Origin of the sequence: Acidovorax temperans (assembly GCF_006716905.1) — a bacterium.
Taxonomy (GTDB): Bacteria; Pseudomonadota; Gammaproteobacteria; order Burkholderiales; family Burkholderiaceae_C; genus Acidovorax; species Acidovorax temperans.
The window spans coordinates 1,354,285-1,369,931 of the sequence record NZ_VFPV01000001.1 but is presented as its reverse complement, the minus strand read 5'-3'; the positions used below and the strand labels follow the sequence as shown (position 1 = coordinate 1,369,931).

Genomic DNA, 15,647 nt, shown 5'->3' with positions numbered 1-15,647 from the left:
GGCGTCACTGCCAGCTGCCAATGTCCGCGTCCTTGCCTTCGCCGCCCGATTGCCCGTCTGCGCCGAAAGACATCACGTCAATCTCGCCCTTGATGCCGGGGCTCAGGTATTGGTAGGGGCGGCCCCAGGGGTCGTTCGGCAGCTTGTCCAGGTAAGGCTTCCAGTTGTTGGGAATGGGGCCGGACGTAGGCTTGGCGATGAGCGCCTGCAGGCCTTGCTCTGCCGTGGGGTAGCGCTGGTTGTCCAGGCGGTACATCTTGAGTTGCTGGACGATGTTGGCAATGTCGGTCTTGGCGGCCGTCACGCGGGCGTCGTCGGCGCGGTCCAGCACGTTGGGCACGATCAGCGCGGCCAGCACGCCGATGATGACCATCACCACCATCAGTTCGATGAGCGTGAAGCCACGGGCCAGGCTGCGGCGTGCGCAGCGCAGAGAGAAGAAAGAGGGGGTGTTCACTGCAAGCGTTCTCGGGGTGGTCTCGAATCGGCTGAATCATAATCGCCACATGGTGACAAACACACACTCTCAATGGGGCATCCGACTGGCAACTTTGGTCTTGTGGGCCGCTGCGGGTGCCAGTGTGATTTATTGGGGGCTGCGTTTGTCCTCGCGGCCTTCAGACATGGCGGCACCCGTGGCACCCGCGCCCCAGGCCGCGCCGGATGGCATGGCGCTGGCGCGCCTGCTGGGTGCAGTACCCGCCGGGCCTGCGGCACCGGTGGCCGTGGCCGCGCCTTCCAGCCGCTTCGCGCTGCTGGGCGTGCTGTCGGGCCGCAGCAGCGGTGGCGGCGCGGCGTTGATCTCTCTGGATGGCAAACCGGCCCGCCCGTTCCGCGTGGGCGCGCAGGTGGATTCGGGGCTGGTGTTGCAGTCGCTGGGCCCGCGCCAGGCGTTGTTGGGTGCGTCGGTGGACGGGCCCACCACGGTGCGCCTGGAGATGCCGCCCAAGGGCTGACGGCTTCTTTTTTTCAACGGTCCTGCTTTCCGGGGTGCACCCCTTGCTGTGGTCGGCAGGCGGGCTTTTTCTTCTACGACCCGTTACGCCTGTTGCACTGGTGCTTTATCGGCAAAGCCGGGTTGAATCACCACCCAATCTCCCCAGCCTGGCGCCTCCAGCGGCCATTGGTGCGATAGCGGCAGTTTGCCTCCGTGATTGCTCAGCCACGCCACGCAGCGCGTGACGCCTGCGTGCGTGATCCACGCCACAGGGCGGCCTTGCTCCAGGGCCTTGAGGGCTTCGCGCCGTGCTGCGTCTACACGGGCGAGCATGGAGTGCAGGTTCTCACCGGCCCCCGGGCGGTAGTGGGCAAAGTCCTGCGTCCAGGCGTCGATCTCGCCACGCGCAATGTCGGCCCACGGGCGGCCTTCCCAGGCGCCAAAATCCATTTCGCGCAACCGCGGGTCGGGGTTGCTAGCCAAATCGGGTCGCAGCGCAATCAGGTAGTGCGCAAGCTGCTCACATCTTTGTAGCGGCGAGTGGCTCATCAGCGTAGCTGTTGGCAGGGCCTCGGCCAGTCGCCGTGCTGTTTGCTGGGTGGCCTGGGGGTTGGCAGGCACATCCAGCGCGCCGTAACAGGTGCCGGGTGCCACCTGCGGTGCCGCGTGCCGCACCAGCCACCACGCAGCCGAGTTCATCGCGCCGCGCCCAGCGCCAGGGCGGCACCCAGGTAAAAACCGATTTCGCCCACCTGCTGGGTGGCGCCCAGGCAGTCACCCGTAAAACCTTGCAGACGGCGCGCAAACCAGCGCCCCATCCACGCAGCAGCCGCCATACTGGCGGTGATGGACGCTATTAAAAACATAGCTGCTTGCGCTTGATAGACAAGCGCCAGAGGCAAAAAACACCACAAAGCTGCCGCCGCCAACGCGCCGCGTGAAATCTGGTCGGCCAGTGGCTTGCTTTTGGATCGGGCCGTGTCACCCACATGCGGCAGCCACCGCACGATGAACAGCGGCCACAGCCGCGAAAGCACATGGCCCCCCGCCAGCGCCGCCAGCGCCGCCCCCAGGCTGTGCGAGCCCAGCAGCGCCAGCAGGCTGACCTTGGCCAGCAGCGCCAGTACCAGGGCCATGGCGCCAAAGGCACCAATGCGCGAGTCCTTCATGATGTCCAGCGCCCGCTCGCGGTCGTAGCTGCCGCCCAGGCCGTCGGCCACGTCGGCCAGGCCATCCTCGTGAAAGCCGCCAGTCATCATCACTGTGGCTGCGGTGCACAGCACCGCAGCCACCAGGGATGCCAGCGGCTGCTGCGCCCCCAACCCTTGGTGCAGCAAGGCAAACACGGCGCATGACAAACCCCCAGCCAACCAGCCAATGCCCGGAAAATGCGCCGCGCTGGCGCGCAGCATGGCCGGGCTGTAACCCACCCACGCAGCCAGCCGCCCCGTGACGGGGATGCGGGTGAAGAACTGCACAGCCAGCAGGTAGTGGCGCAGGGCTTGCATCGGTTGTGTTGAAGGTGCTATTGATTCAGTAGCCGCATGCGCTTGCTGAATAAGCGCTAGAGGCCATTTTGATCAAGAACCTGCGCGCAGGAACAGGCGATACGCCGGGTTGTTCGTCTCTTCCACGTAGGGGTAGCCCAGCGTGTCCAGGAACGCATCGAACGTGGCAGTGTCTTCGGCAGGCACCTGCATGCCGACCAGGATGCGCCCGTAATCGGCCCCCTGGTTGCGGTAGTGAAAGAGGCTGATGTTCCAGGTCGGCTGCATCAAGCTCAGGAACTTGAGCAACGCGCCGGGGCGCTCAGGGAAGACAAAGCGCAGCAGGCGCTCGTCTTGCGCCAGGGCCGAGTGGCCGCCCACCAGGTGGCGCAAATGCTCCTTGGCCAGCTCGTCGTGTGTCAGGTCCAGCGTTTCAAACCCTTGCTGGTTGAAATGCTGCGCAATCGTGGTCGATTCACCCTTGCCGCGCGTGGTCAGTCCCACAAACACGTGGGCGCGGGCGGCATCGCTGATGCGGTAGTTGAACTCCGTCACGTTGCGCGGGCCACCGGGCAGGGCGCCCACGGCTTCGCAGAAGCGGCGGAAGCTGCCGCGCTCTTCGGGGATGGTGATGGCGAACAGGGCTTCGCGCTCTTCGCCTACCTCGGCGCGCTCGGCCACGAAGCGCAGACGGTCGAAGTTCATGTTGGCGCCGCACAAAATGGCGGCGTAGGTCTCGCCTTCGGTGTGGTGCGTGTCCACATACTGTTTGATGGCGGCCACGGCCAGTGCGCCTGCGGGCTCGACGATGCTGCGCGTGTCCACAAACACGTCCTTGATGGCAGCGCAGACGGCATCGGTGTCTACGGTGATGAATTCATCGACCAGCCCGGAGGCGATGCGGAAGGTTTCCTCGCCCACCAGCTTGACGGCGGTGCCGTCCGAGAACAGGCCCACATCGGGCAGGGTGACGCGCTGGTGTGCCTTGACGGACTGGATCATCGCGTCCGAGTCGTTCATCTGCACGCCAATGATCTTGACCTCGGGTCGCACGGCCTTGATGTAATTGGCCACACCGCTGACCAGCCCGCCGCCGCCAATCGCCACGAATACCGCATTGAGCTGGTTGCTGCCCAGGCTTTGCAACTGCCGCAGGATTTCCATGGCAATCGTCCCCTGCCCGGCAATCACATCGGGGTCGTCGAAGGGGTGCACGAAGGTCAGGCCCTGTTCCTTTTCGAGCTTGAGCGAGTGGCCGTAAGCGTCCGAGTAGCTGTCGCCAAACAGCACCACTTCGCCACCCAGGCTCTTCACCGCGTCAATCTTGAGCTGTGGGGTGGTGGTGGGCATCACGATCACGGCACGCACGCCCAGTCGCTTGGCGCTCATGGCCACACCTTGCGCGTGGTTGCCGGCCGAAGCGCAGATCACGCCGCGTTCCAACTGTGCAGGCGTCAGGTGCGCCATCTTGTTGTACGCCCCCCGCAGCTTGAAGCTGAAGACAGGCTGCTGGTCTTCACGCTTCAAGAGCACCCGGTTCTTCAGGCGCTGGCTCAGGTTTTTGGCAGGCTCCAGGGGGGACTCCACGGCCACGTCGTACACACGGGCGGTGAGGATTTTTTTCAGGTAATCGGCGGGGGTGAGTGGCTGTGTCATGGGGCGATAGGATCACCCGCCCAGCAGAGCAGGCGGGGCACACATCATAGTGGGGGCGGTTGGTGCCTTTTTTTTGAGCAGTCTCTGCGGTGCTGGCCGGGGTGACGCTGGGTTCATTGCGACCAAACCCGGGGCAAAAAAAAGCCCCAGGCCGTGAGGCCTGGGGCTAATCCATCCTTTGAGGAGATGGAGGAGACAATCGGTGCGGGGCAAGTGCCGGGTTCCGGGCTTCTTGCCGCCTGCCGCTTCCTTTCTGTTCGAAAGCGGCAATGCATGGGCGAAGTTTAGCGCGAGTCTTGTTGCGATGCAGCAAAATTCGCATCAAATTCTTTTCGTTTCGGTTTTTCGTGCGAAAAAACCACGTGTCATACAGGAGAAAACAAATGGAATGCACAGTCAGTTGGACCGGCGGGGCGGGAACCCGCTCGGGCATGGGTTTTGTGGCCGAGACCGGCAGCGGCCATGTTTTGACCATGGATGGTGCCCCCGATGCCGCCCACCCTGCCAACGGCGGCCAGAACCTGGCGCCCCGGCCCATGGAGACCGTGCTGGCAGGCACAGGCGGGTGCACCGCCTATGACGTGGTGCTGATCCTCAAGCGCGGCCGCCATGACGTGCGCGGCTGCAGCGTCAAGTTGACGACGGAACGCGCCGAGACCGACCCGAAGGTGTTCACCAAGATCCATATGCACTTCACCGTCACGGGCAAGGGCATCCCCCCAGCCGCCGTGGAGCGCGCGATTGCCATGAGCCATGACAAGTACTGCTCGGCCAGCATCATGCTGGGCAAGACTGCCGACATCACCACCGGCTACGAGGTGCTGGAGGCCTGACGAGGTAGTGTGGTGGTCTGGACTGCCCAGTTGAGCGGGCTGCTGTGCGTATGTTTTTGGTGCACCTGCTGCCCGCGTGAACCAGCTGGGGGTTCAAAGATAGTGCGCCGTGGTGGTCATGATCTTGGCGGCGCCTTTCATGGCCAGGCGCACCGGGGCGGGCAATTCCAGCGCGCCAGCGGCACGGGCCTGGTCTGCGTGCCGCTCCTCGTCCTGCTTCATCCGGGCGACCACGGCCCTTGACGCCTGATCCTGTTCGGGAAGCCGGTCGAGGTGGCTTTGCAGATGCGCGGCCACCTGGGTTTCCGTTTCCACTACAAACCCCAGGTTGGCCCGGTCACTGACCTTGGCGGCTACCAGCCCCAGTGCAAAAGCCCCTGCGAACCACAGAGGGTTGAGCAGACTGGGGCGCGCTCCCAGTGCGTCCAGACGCTGTTGTGTCCAGGCCAGGTGATCGGTTTCTTCGCGCGCCGCTGCCTGCAGGTGGTCCCGCAGGGCGGGGTCGCGGGTGACGGCCGCCTGCGCGCTGTAGAGCGCCTGGGCGCACACTTCTCCCACATGATTCACCCGCATCAGGGCCCCTGCCAGCTTTTTCTGTGCGGGATCGAGCGACGCCTCGGGCACACCGTGGGCAGGTGTCTGCGCAGAAGCGCGAGGTTGGGCGAACAGTGTGCGCAGCGCGTTGTCTGCGGCAGTCAAAAAAGCGTCCATGGAAAGCTTTCGGGAGGCAATTTCGGGAGGCAATGGTGTCGAAACAAAAATTGCACTTGGATACAAAAACACCAGGCAAGGCACAGGGGTCGCTTGCAGCAATCGTGATTTTGCCCGCACGCACTGAAATGTTGCAACACTGCAACGAATTTTCCCTTTCGGGGCGATTGTGGGCGAATTCCTTTGCGAAACCCGGCCGGGTCTGGTGCAATAAGAGCAACTTCCCCACCAGGAGGCTGGCCCGGGAAACCGGCGGGACTGTGCAGGTGCTTTCACCATAGACCCCCCCCGTACCGGAGCCCGATGTTTAACCTTGGAGTAACTCGCAATGAAAAAATCCCTGATTGCCCTGGCTGTGCTGGCTGCTTCCGGCGCTGCAATGGCTCAATCTTCCGTGACCCTGTTCGGCGTGGTTGACGCAGCCTACGCTTACGGTTCCGGCAGCGTCGCCAACAAGTCCCAACTGAAGAGCTCCGGCTACTCCAGCAGCCGTCTGGGTTTCCGTGGCGTTGAAGATCTGGGTGGCGGTCTGTCCGCTTCGTTCTGGCTCGAAGCTGGCCTGAACAACGACAACGGTTCCGGTGACGCCACCAGCACCAACAACCAACGCGCAAGCAGCGTCACCAGCGGCGTCACCAGCGGCGGCTTGACCTTCAACCGTCGTTCGACCGTCAGCCTGAACGGCGGCTTCGGTGAAGTGCGTCTGGGCCGTGACTACACGCCCCAATTCTGGAACCTGACCGTGTTCGATCCGTTCGGCACGGTCGGTGTTGGCACGGTCGGTGTTGGCACGACCCAAACCCTGAACTCCAGCCTGGGTGGCCCAACCGCCGGGCGCGCTTCGAACTCCATCGGCTACTTCCTGCCTGGCAACCTGGGCGGTTTCTACGGCCAAGTCCAGTACTACATGGGTGAAAACCTGAGCAACGCAGCGAACAAGAAGGACGGCAACGGCCTGGCTCTGCGCGCTGGTTACGCTAACGGCCCCATCAACGCCGCTATCGCTTTCTCCGAAACCAAGTTCCTGGCCGGCAACATCAAGGCTGTGAACCTGGGCGGTTCCTACGACCTGGGCATGGCTAAGATCATGGCTCACTACAACCAAGACAAGATCAGCGGCGGCAACGACGGCAAGGGCTTCCTGATCGGTGGTCTGGTGCCCGTGGGCGCTGGCGAAGTTCGTCTGGCTTACTCCACCTACAAGATCGACACCGTTGGTGCTGATCCACGTACGAACAAGCTGGCTCTGGGCTACGTGCACAACCTGTCCAAGCGCACTGCTCTGTACGCAACGTACGCTCGCCTGTCCAACAAGAACGGCGCTGCACAAGCTCTGAACGGCGCTGTGACTGGTTTGAACAGCAACTCCAACGGTTACGACTTCGGTATCAGTCACAGCTTCTAATATCGTCAGCTGGCTTTGGCCAGTTGTTGATACAAAAGCTTAAAAGCCGCCTTCGGGCCAATGCCAGTCAGTTAAGCCCGCAGGCGGCTTGATCCAGTAAAAAGGGGACGTGTTCAACACGTTCCCTTTTTTCTTGATGAGCCTGCTTGCAAACGCCTTGCGCGAGACCCTGCCCCGAGTACCTGATCGCCTCGAGCAGCTCAGCGCGTTGATAGACCCTGCCTGGATCGCACAGGCGCTGGGGACCAGCGGCAAGGCCTCCATCCGCCGGCGCAAGCTGCCTGCCGAACATGCCGTGTGGCTTGTGATCGGACTGGCGCTGTTTCGAGATCGGCCACTGTGGCAGGTGGTGCAGCAGCTGGATTTGAGTCTGGATGGACAAGCGTTGCCCGCGCCGAGCGTCAGCGTGCAAGCCCGCCAGCGCCTGGGCGAGGAGCCTTTAGCCGAGCTGTTCGCTCTACTGACCCAAGCCTGGAGCCGTCCTGCGGTGAATGTGCGCCAGCCACTGCGCGTACTGGCTGTGGATGGTGTGGTCTGGTCGGCCCCGGACACCCCTGAGAATCGAGTCGAACTGGGCAGCTGCAGCAACCAGCATGGCCTCTTGCCCTGGCCGCAGATCCGCGCCACTTGCCTGATGGACACACACAGCCACGAGATGCTTGATGCCAAGCTCGGCGCCATGGACTGCGGCGAATTGAGCCTGGCAGCGCAGTTGCGCGGCGAGGATCACTCCGTGACCCTGTTTGACCGAGCGTACTTCTCGGCAGCGTTCTTGTTGGACTGGCAGGCTGCGGGTACGCAGCGCCACTGGTTGATGCGCGCGCGGGACAATCTGCGCCATGAGATCGTCCAGCAACTGGCGTGCGGCGATGCGCTGATCCGCATGCCGGTGTCCCCACAAGCGCGCAAGGCACACCCGCATCTGCCCAGCCACTGGCAGGCACGCCTGATCGAGGTGAGCGTGGGTGGACGGCTGCGCCGCTTCATCACATCCTTGCTGTGTCCCCGCACGCATCCGGCGCAGGAGCTGGCCGAGCTCTACCACCAGCGCTGGGAGATCGAGTTGGGGTTCCGGGAGATCAAGCAGACCCTGCAGGAGGGTGAGCCGGTGCTGCGCAGCAAGCAGCCCGCGCTGGTGCGCCAGGAGCTGTGGGGCGTGCTGATCGCCTACACGCTGCTGCGCCGCTGGATGCGCGAGATGGCAGCGCACGTCCAGGTCGAGCCCCAGCGCATCAGCTTCCACACAGCCAGCTACGCCATCGTGAACTTACTGGCGGTCCCCAGCCTGGACTCTGCCGGCACCTTGCCCAAGCAGTTGGCAGCCCTGTTGGCGCAATCGCGACACTTCGTGCTGCCGCCACGCCGCACTGGGCGCCGCTTCCCAAGGGTCGTCAAAAAACGCGCTTCCAAATTCCCAACGAAAAAAATGCCAGTCAGCTCTTAACTGACTGGCATTGGCCTTCGGGCGGCTTTTTTCATTTCTCGATTTGTTTTCGTGAGTCGGTTCGTCGCCTGCGACTCCCTGTGTATCGGCTCGGGTGGTCCAAAGCTGTCTCGTGGTTTGCGTGCTGAACCATGACTGCTCATGCAGACCTATACGTTTTGTGGGGCGACCGATTCCCCTCTGTTGAGTGCTTCCGTTGAGGCGGCCAGAAGGCCCGGTGGGTGGCAAGGCCACGGTGCAGTGTCTCCTACCCCGGGTTGCTGAGCGGCGAAGCGATGTCGCAGCCGTGCCCAGAGGCGTGAGCCCGCGCGGACAAGATAAAAAGAAAGTTTTAGCTGGCACCAACCTTGCATAAAGGACGCGCTGTCAGCGCAGATATAGGCCCTTCATAGCACCGGGGATTCAGGGATTTCCCGTTGGCTATAGAGCAACCTTTACTGCATAGTAAAATTTTTAATCAAGAGGGTTCCATGAAACTCAACCACAGTCTTTTGGCGGTGGCTGCAGCTGCCGCGCTGCTGTTTGCGCCATCACTGCAAGCCAAGCCCTTCAAATGGGCCAGTCAGGGGGAAATTTCGACCTGGGACATTCACTCCCAGAATAATGCGCTGCAAAACGGCCTTCATGCCAACGTGTATGAAAGCCTGGTGTACTACAACAGCAAGACGTTCGATGTGGAGCCCGTGCTGGCAACAGCCTGGAAGGAGATCAGCCCCACGCAGGTGCGTTTTACGCTGCGTCAGGGCGTCAAGTTCCATGATGGCTCGCCGCTGACCACCGACGATGCGGTGTACTCCATCCAGCGGGCCATGGCCAAAACGTCCAACTTCACCCCCTACGTGCAGGGCATCAGCAAAGTGGTGAAGGTGGATGCCCAGAACTTTGATGTGATCCTGTCTTCGCCCAACCCGGTGCTGCTGCGCCAGATGACCGAGCTGCGCATCATGAGCAAGGCCTGGGCGGAAAAGAACAAGTCGGTCGAGCCCAAGGACATCAAGGGCTCGGACGAGAATTTTGCACACCGCAACGCCATGGGAACCGGCCCCTACACGCTGGATTCGTGGCAGCCCGATGTGAAGATGGTGTTCAAGCGCAACCCCAACTGGTGGGGCAAGATGGACGGCAACGTGACCGAAATCATCTACACGCCGATCAAGTCCAATGCCACGCGGATCGCAGCGCTGATTTCGGGCGAGGTGGACATGGTGCTGGACCCCACGCCCCAGGATCTGGGCCGCCTGCGCGCCAGCCCTGAGCTGAAGGTGATTGACGGCATCGAGAACCGCACCATCTTCCTGGGCATGGACCAGTTCCGCGAAGAACTTCCCGGCTCCAACATCAAGGGCAAGAACCCGCTCAAGGACGTGCGCGTGCGCAAGGCCCTGTACCAGGCCATTGATGCCGAGACGATCTCGCGCAACATCATGCGCGGTCTGGGTAAGCCCACGGGCACCATCGTGGCACCGCAGGTGGCGGGCTATACCAAGGCGGTGGGCAAGCGCTTCCCCTACAGCGTGGAAGCTTCCAAGAAGCTGCTGGCCGAGGCGGGCTACCCCGACGGTTTCGAAGTGGATTTCGCCTGCCCCAACAACCGCTACATCAATGACGAGGCCATCTGCCAGGCCGTGACCGCCATGTGGTCGCGCGTGGGCGTGAAGGCCAAGCTGCGCACGCTGCCACTGGTGAACTACTTCCCGATGATCCAGCGCTACGAAGCCAGCATCTACATGCTGGGCTGGGGCGTGCCCACCTTCGACGCGCTGTACAGCCTGCAGTCGCTGACCCGCTCCGTGGGCCAGGGTGGTGACGGTAACTACAACGTGGGCCGCTACAGCAACCAGCGCATGGACTACCTGGTGGACCGCATCAAGGCGGAAACCGATGCGCCCGTGCGTTCTCGCATGCTGACCGAAGCGCTGCAGTTGTCCAATGACACGGTGTCGCACATTCCATTGCATGACCAGGTCATTCCTTGGGCGATGAAAAAGAACGTGGAGATGATCCACCGCGCAGACAACCGCGTGGACATGCGTGCTGTGAAGGTGAACTGAGGTACTGCCAAGAAGACCGTGAATGAGAGCCGAGCGCGCGGTGGCCCGGCTTTCCATTGAAGCCGGTGAGGCGCCACACATCGCTAGGCCTTTGCAGAACCTGTGAAATGTGGTGCCTCAACGGCTTGCTCGGTATGGCAGAGGCGCGACAATACCCGCTTTGGTACCCAGCACGGGGCGCACACGCTACCCCGGACGATTTCAACCAGTGTCACCGTGGCCAAAAGCGACGTTGACACGCTTTCGAAAACAAACTCGACCTTCCGATGCTTGCTTTTATCTTGCGCCGCCTCATTCAGGCCGTGATTGTCATGGTCACGGTGGCTTTCATCGCTTTCATGCTGTTCCAGTATGTGGGCGACCCCGTGGTGTTCTTGCTGGGGCAGGACGCTACCCCTGAGCAAATTCGTGAATTGCGCGCACAACTGGGGCTGGATCAGCCTTTCATCGTGCAGTTCTGGCACTTCTTGGTCAATGCGGCGCAAGGCGAGTTTGGCCTGAGTCTGCGCCAAGGGGCGAAGGTGTCGCGCCTGATTGCAGAACGCTTCCCCGCTACCCTGGAACTGGCGCTGGTAGCCGCGTTCCTCGCCCTGATTGTGGGCGTTCCGATGGGCGTGTATGCGGCGCTGAAGCGCGGTACCTTCACCAGCCAGCTGTTCATGACGATCTCGCTGCTGGGTGTGTCGCTGCCCACCTTTCTGATCGGTATCTTGCTGATTCTGGTGTTTTCGGTGACGCTGGGCTGGTTCCCCAGCTTTGGTCGGGGCCAGGTCGTGCAGATGGGGTGGTGGAGCTCGGGGCTGATGACAGCCAAGGGCTGGCACCACATTACTTTGCCAGCCATCACGCTGGCCATTTTCCAGCTCACCCTGATCATGCGTCTGGTGCGTGCTGAAATGCTGGAAGTGCTGCGCACGGATTACATCAAGTTTGCCCGCGCCCGTGGTTTGTCCAACCGGGCCATCCATTTTGGTCATGCCCTCAAGAACACGCTCGTTCCAGTGCTCACGATCACGGGTCTGCAACTGGGCGGTCTAATTGCGTTTGCCATCATCACCGAGACAGTGTTCCAGTGGCCCGGCATGGGCTTGCTGTTCATCCAGGCGGTGACGTTCGCTGACATTCCTGTGATGGCTGCCTACCTGTGCCTGATTGCCTTGATCTTCGTGGTGATCAATCTGGTGGTGGACTTGCTGTACTTCGTGGTTGACCCGCGCCTGCGCGTGGGCAAGGCCGGGGGGCACTGATGCAAGGCTCTCGCCTGAAAGCGGGCGGGCGGGCGTTTGCCCACATCGCCCAGTTTCATCCTGAGCTGACTGCATTGCGCCGCGACCTGCACGCGCACCCTGAACTGGGTTTTGAAGAGGTTTACACCGGCAAGCGGGTGGTAGAGGCGCTCAAGGTCTGCGGGGTGGATGAGATCCACCAAGGCATCGGCCGCACAGGCATCGTGGCGGTGATTCGTGGGCGCAGCGTGGCCAGCGGCGCCATGGTGGGCTTGCGGGCTGACATGGATGCATTGCCGCTGACGGAGCACAACGACTTTTCCTGGAAGTCTTGCAAGCCGGGGCTGATGCACGGTTGCGGCCATGACGGGCACACGGCCATGCTGGTGGGAGCGGCGCGTTACCTTGCGCAGACGCGTAACTTCGACGGCACGGCCGTGCTGGTATTCCAGCCGGGCGAGGAAGGCTTTGCCGGTGCGCGGGTAATGATGGAAGACGGATTGTTTGACCGCTTTCCGGTGCAGTCCATCTACGCCATGCACAACTGGCCTGCCATGAAGCCGGGCACGATCGGCATCAACCCCGGCCCCATGATGGCCGCGGCAGACCGCATCACCATCGAGATCACAGGCCGTGGCGGCCATGGCGCACACGCCTACCAAACGGTGGACGTGGTGCTGGTGGCAGCCCACATCATCACGGCGGCGCAGAGCATCGTCTCGCGCAACGTGCGCCCGATTGAGAGCGCAGTCATCAGCCTGTGCGCGATGAAGGCTGGCGAGTTGGGCGCGTTCAGTGTGCTGCCCGGTTCGGCCACGCTGGTGGGCACGGTGCGCACTTTCGATCCCCTCGTGCAGGAGATGGTGGAGAACCGCCTTAAAGATCTGTGCAACGCCATTGCCCTGGGCTTTGGTGCTACCGCCACGGTGCATTACGAGCGCATTTACCCTGCCACCATCAACACCGAGAGCGAGGCGCTGTTTGCTGGCGATGTGGCCGAATCTCTGGTGGGGGCGGACCATGTGGTGCGCGACCTGGAGCCCAGCATGGGCGCCGAGGACTTCTCTTTCATGCTGCAGACCAAACCTGGCGCCTACCTGCGCATAGGGCAGGGCACCGGCGCCAGCGGCAGTGCGTTGCACAACAGCCGCTACGACTTCAATGACGACATCCTGCCGCTGGGCTCGGCCTTGCATGCGAGCCTGATCGAGCAGGCCATGCCGCTGCCCACGCCTTGAAGCAACCCGTTTGACGATGATGGGCACACCCGCAATTCCCAACCCCTCCCAGGAGAACCGTATGAAGATCCAACGGAAAATGGCCGCGACAGCATTGTTTGTTGCCCTGTCTGCAGCTGGCGTTGTAGCCAGCGCGCAGACCGTGCGCATCGCCAACCAGGGCGACGCCTTGTCGATGGACCCGCACTCGCTCAACGAGAGCCTGCAGTTGAGCGTGACGGGCAACGTCTACGAACCCCTGGTGGGCCGCAACAAGGACCTGAGCCTTACTCCCATGCTGGCCACCAGCTGGAAGCAGACATCGCCCACAGTGTGGCGCTTTGAGCTGCGCAAGGGCGTGCAATTCCACGACGGCACTCCCTTCACCGCCGATGATGTGGTGTTCAGCCTGGCCCGCACCCAGGTCGAAGGCTCGGACATGAAGAGCTACACCAACGACTTCAAGGAAGTGCGCAAGATCGACAGCCATACCGTCGAGATTGAAACCAAGACGCCTTTCCCCATCCTGCCCGACGTGCTCTCGCTCGTGTACATCATGAGCAAGAAGTGGTGCGAGACCAACCAGGCCACCGTGCCTGTGGACCGCCGCAAGGGGGTGGAGAACACGGCATCGTTCAAGGCCAATGGCACCGGGCCCTTCCGGGTGCGCGAGCGCCAGCCCAACGTGCGCACGGTGTTCACGCGCAACGGCTCTTACTGGGGCAAGATCGAAGGCAATGTGACCGAGGTGGTGTTCACCCCCATCGGCAACGATGCCACCCGCGTGGCCGCCTTGCTCTCGGGTGAAGTGGACGTGATGGAACCCGTGCCCGTGCAGGACATTGACCGCGTCAACAGCAGCGCCAACACCCGCGCCATCACCGGCCCCGAGCTGCGCACCATCTTCCTGGGCATGGACCAAAAGCGCGACGAGCTGCTGTATTCCAACGTCAAGGGCAAGAACCCCTTCAAGGACAAGCGCGTGCGCCAGGCCTTCTACCAGGCCATCGACATTGAAGGCATCAAGAAGACTGTGATGCGCGGTGCTTCCAACCCCTCCGCGCAACTGGTGGGCCCTGGCATCAACGGCTTCCAGCCTGAGATGAAGCGACTGCCCTACGACGTGGAAGCAGCCAAAAAGCTGATGGCTGAGGCCGGCTACCCCAACGGCTTTGAAGTGTCGATGAACTGCCCCAACGACCGTTATGTGAACGACGGGCGCATCTGCCAGACGGTGGCGGCCAACCTCTCGCGCATCAATGTCAAGATCAACTTGCAGGCCGAAACCAAGGGCACGTACTTCCCCAAGGTGCTGCGCCGCGACACCAGCTTCTACATGCTGGGCTGGACCCCCGCGACCTACGACGCGCACAACGTCATGAATGCCATCATGCGCTGCGTGGACGACAAGGGCGCAGGCCAGTTCAACCTAGGGGCATATTGCAACCCCAAGGTGGACGAGCTGACCCTCAAGGTCCAGGCCGAGACGGACAAGGACAAGCGCAACGCCTACATCAAGGAAGCGTTTGACCTGCATGCCGCCGATGTGGGCCACATTCCACTGCACCAGCAAGCACTGGCCTGGGGCGTGAACAAGAAGGTCAAGCTCGTGCAGCTGGCCGACAACTTCATGTACTTCAAGTGGATCAGCCTGCCCTGATTCCACGCTGTTTCCTGTTTCGCTTTTTCTGTTGACCGCAGCGCACGAAGGCCACAAGCCTGGTGCGCTGGCGGATGCCTCTGGTTCTTACGATGAAAAAAACACTTGCCCGCTGGCTCGACAGCGACGTTGGCTACAGCTTCCGCACCTCGCCCATGGCGATGGTGGCGGCCTTGATTGCACTGGTGTGCGTGTTCTGCTCGGTCTTTGCCGGCTGGGTGGCACCGCACAACCCCTTTGACCTGGCTACGCTCGAACTGAGTGATGCGCGCCTGCCACCCGCCTGGAGCGAGCATGGCACCACCAAATATCTGCTGGGCACGGACGACCAGGGCCGTGACATTCTTTCTGCACTGATCTACGGCGCCCGCATCTCGCTGGTGGTGGGCTTGGCGTCGGTGCTGCTGTCGGTGGTTGTGGGCGTGGGCCTGGGCTTGCTGGCTGGCTTTCGGGGCGGCTGGATCGATGCCGTGCTGATGCGACTGTGCGATGTGATGCTGTCGTTCCCAGCCATCCTGGTGGCCCTGTTGATCGCTGGCGTGGGCCGCGCCTTGTTCCCCAACGCGCACGAGTCGCTGGCGTTTGGCGTGCTCATCATCTCGATTTCGCTCACCGGCTGGGTGCAGTACGCACGCACCGTGCGCGGCTCCACGCTGGTGGAGCGCAACAAGGAATATGTGCAGGCAGCCCGCGTCACCGGCGTCTCGCCGCTGCGCATCATGCGCAAGCATGTGCTGCCCAATGTGCTGGGCCCCGTCATGGTGCTGGCCACCATCCAGGTGGCCACGGCCATCATCACCGAGGCCACGCTGTCCTTCCTGGGGGTGGGCGCGCCTCCCACATCGCCCTCGCTGGGCACCCTGATCCGCATTGGTAACGACTACCTGTTCTCGGGCGAATGGTGGATTACCGTGTTCCCCGGCGTCATGCTGGTGCTGATTGCGCTTTCTGTGAACCTGCTGGGCGACTGGCTGCGTGATGCCCTGAACCCGCGCCTTCGCTAAGCCATCACAAGAACAA

General features: G+C 62.3%; 14 protein-coding genes. 9 read left to right on the top strand and 5 right to left on the bottom strand.

Translation table 11 applies throughout. From position 1 onward, the window contains the following. Positions 1-4: 4 nt before the first annotated feature. The gene (gene gspG / locus BDD18_RS06600) at positions 5-457 is read right to left on the bottom strand and encodes a type II secretion system major pseudopilin GspG (protein WP_276490458.1); all 453 of its coding nucleotides are present in this window, start codon (positions 455-457) and stop codon (positions 5-7) included. Positions 458-506: 49 nt separating this feature from the next. On the opposite strand from gspG, the gene BDD18_RS06595 reads away from it, so the two are divergent. Further along, entirely contained in the window at positions 507-956 is a 450-nt protein-coding gene (locus BDD18_RS06595) for a type II secretion system protein N (protein ID WP_142082038.1), read from the top strand. A gap of 83 nt (positions 957-1,039) precedes the next feature. On the opposite strand, the gene BDD18_RS06590 is transcribed toward BDD18_RS06595, so the two are convergent. The 3 genes from BDD18_RS06590 to ilvA form a co-directional block, all read right to left on the bottom strand. Next, positions 1,040-1,636 (bottom strand): histidine phosphatase family protein, encoded by a 597-nt coding sequence (locus BDD18_RS06590; protein ID WP_142082036.1) that lies wholly within the window; start codon positions 1,634-1,636, stop codon positions 1,040-1,042. Continuing rightward, positions 1,633-2,445 carry an adenosylcobinamide-GDP ribazoletransferase gene (locus BDD18_RS06585; protein ID WP_142082034.1) on the bottom strand — a complete coding sequence of 271 codons (813 nt, stop codon included), beginning with the start codon at positions 2,443-2,445 and terminating at the stop codon, positions 1,633-1,635. The genes BDD18_RS06590 and BDD18_RS06585 overlap by 4 nt, the downstream gene beginning before the upstream one ends. A 72-nt stretch (positions 2,446-2,517) precedes the next feature. Continuing rightward, entirely contained in the window at positions 2,518-4,080 is a 1,563-nt protein-coding gene (gene ilvA, locus BDD18_RS06580) for a threonine ammonia-lyase, biosynthetic (RefSeq protein ID WP_142082032.1), read from the bottom strand. Between the two features lie 383 nt (positions 4,081-4,463). On the opposite strand from ilvA, the gene BDD18_RS06575 reads away from it, so the two are divergent. Then, positions 4,464-4,913, top strand: a complete 450-nt coding sequence (locus tag BDD18_RS06575) for an OsmC family protein (protein WP_066787667.1) — start codon at positions 4,464-4,466, stop codon at positions 4,911-4,913. A 93-nt stretch (positions 4,914-5,006) separates the two neighbouring features. On the opposite strand, the gene coq7 is transcribed toward BDD18_RS06575, so the two are convergent. Continuing rightward, on the bottom strand, positions 5,007-5,624 hold the full coding sequence (gene coq7, locus BDD18_RS06570) for a 2-polyprenyl-3-methyl-6-methoxy-1,4-benzoquinone monooxygenase (RefSeq protein ID WP_066699434.1): 618 nt from the start codon (positions 5,622-5,624) through the stop codon (positions 5,007-5,009). A 328-nt stretch (positions 5,625-5,952) separates the two neighbouring features. Between coq7 and BDD18_RS06565 the strand changes: the two genes are divergently transcribed. The 7 genes from BDD18_RS06565 (at position 5,953) to BDD18_RS06535 (ending at position 15,631) form a co-directional block, all read left to right on the top strand. Then, positions 5,953-7,029 carry a porin gene (locus tag BDD18_RS06565; RefSeq protein WP_142082030.1) on the top strand — a complete coding sequence of 359 codons (1,077 nt, stop codon included), beginning with the start codon at positions 5,953-5,955 and terminating at the stop codon, positions 7,027-7,029. Between the two features lie 136 nt (positions 7,030-7,165). Next, on the top strand, positions 7,166-8,473 hold the full coding sequence (locus BDD18_RS06560; protein WP_142082028.1) for an IS4 family transposase: 1,308 nt from the start codon (positions 7,166-7,168) through the stop codon (positions 8,471-8,473). A gap of 470 nt (positions 8,474-8,943) precedes the next feature. Continuing rightward, positions 8,944-10,524 (top strand): ABC transporter substrate-binding protein, encoded by a 1,581-nt coding sequence (locus BDD18_RS06555; protein WP_142082027.1) that lies wholly within the window; start codon positions 8,944-8,946, stop codon positions 10,522-10,524. Positions 10,525-10,790: 266 nt separating this feature from the next. Continuing rightward, positions 10,791-11,771 (top strand): ABC transporter permease, encoded by a 981-nt coding sequence (locus BDD18_RS06550; RefSeq protein ID WP_044399781.1) that lies wholly within the window; start codon positions 10,791-10,793, stop codon positions 11,769-11,771. Continuing rightward, positions 11,771-12,988 (top strand): M20 aminoacylase family protein, encoded by a 1,218-nt coding sequence (locus BDD18_RS06545; protein ID WP_142082025.1) that lies wholly within the window; start codon positions 11,771-11,773, stop codon positions 12,986-12,988. Before BDD18_RS06550 ends, BDD18_RS06545 begins: the two co-directional genes overlap by 1 nt. Positions 12,989-13,049: 61 nt before the next feature. Next, a complete protein-coding gene (locus BDD18_RS06540) occupies positions 13,050-14,627 on the top strand; it encodes an ABC transporter substrate-binding protein (RefSeq protein ID WP_142082022.1) in 1,578 nt (525 codons plus the stop codon). A gap of 92 nt (positions 14,628-14,719) precedes the next feature. Beyond that, positions 14,720-15,631: an ABC transporter permease gene (locus tag BDD18_RS06535; protein ID WP_066693571.1), complete on the top strand. Its 912-nt coding sequence runs from the start codon at positions 14,720-14,722 to the stop codon at positions 15,629-15,631. Positions 15,632-15,647 lie beyond the last annotated feature (16 nt).

Bases quoted from the DNA above. Each gene is read 5' to 3' on its own strand.
- BDD18_RS06595 (WP_142082038.1), top strand. From the start codon at position 507: ATGGTGACAAACACACACTCTCAATGGGGCATCCGACTGGCAACTTTG.
- BDD18_RS06590 (WP_142082036.1), bottom strand. From the start codon at position 1,636: ATGAACTCGGCTGCGTGGTGGCTGGTGCGGCACGCGGCACCGCAGGTG.
- BDD18_RS06585 (WP_142082034.1), bottom strand. From the start codon at position 2,445: ATGCAAGCCCTGCGCCACTACCTGCTGGCTGTGCAGTTCTTCACCCGC.
- ilvA (WP_142082032.1), bottom strand. From the start codon at position 4,080: ATGACACAGCCACTCACCCCCGCCGATTACCTGAAAAAAATCCTCACC.
- BDD18_RS06575 (WP_066787667.1), top strand. From the start codon at position 4,464: ATGGAATGCACAGTCAGTTGGACCGGCGGGGCGGGAACCCGCTCGGGC.
- coq7 (WP_066699434.1), bottom strand. From the start codon at position 5,624: ATGGACGCTTTTTTGACTGCCGCAGACAACGCGCTGCGCACACTGTTC.
- BDD18_RS06565 (WP_142082030.1), top strand. From the start codon at position 5,953: ATGAAAAAATCCCTGATTGCCCTGGCTGTGCTGGCTGCTTCCGGCGCT.
- BDD18_RS06560 (WP_142082028.1), top strand. From the start codon at position 7,166: ATGAGCCTGCTTGCAAACGCCTTGCGCGAGACCCTGCCCCGAGTACCT.
- BDD18_RS06555 (WP_142082027.1), top strand. From the start codon at position 8,944: ATGAAACTCAACCACAGTCTTTTGGCGGTGGCTGCAGCTGCCGCGCTG.
- BDD18_RS06550 (WP_044399781.1), top strand. From the start codon at position 10,791: ATGCTTGCTTTTATCTTGCGCCGCCTCATTCAGGCCGTGATTGTCATG.
- BDD18_RS06545 (WP_142082025.1), top strand. From the start codon at position 11,771: ATGCAAGGCTCTCGCCTGAAAGCGGGCGGGCGGGCGTTTGCCCACATC.
- BDD18_RS06540 (WP_142082022.1), top strand. From the start codon at position 13,050: ATGAAGATCCAACGGAAAATGGCCGCGACAGCATTGTTTGTTGCCCTG.
- BDD18_RS06535 (WP_066693571.1), top strand. From the start codon at position 14,720: ATGAAAAAAACACTTGCCCGCTGGCTCGACAGCGACGTTGGCTACAGC.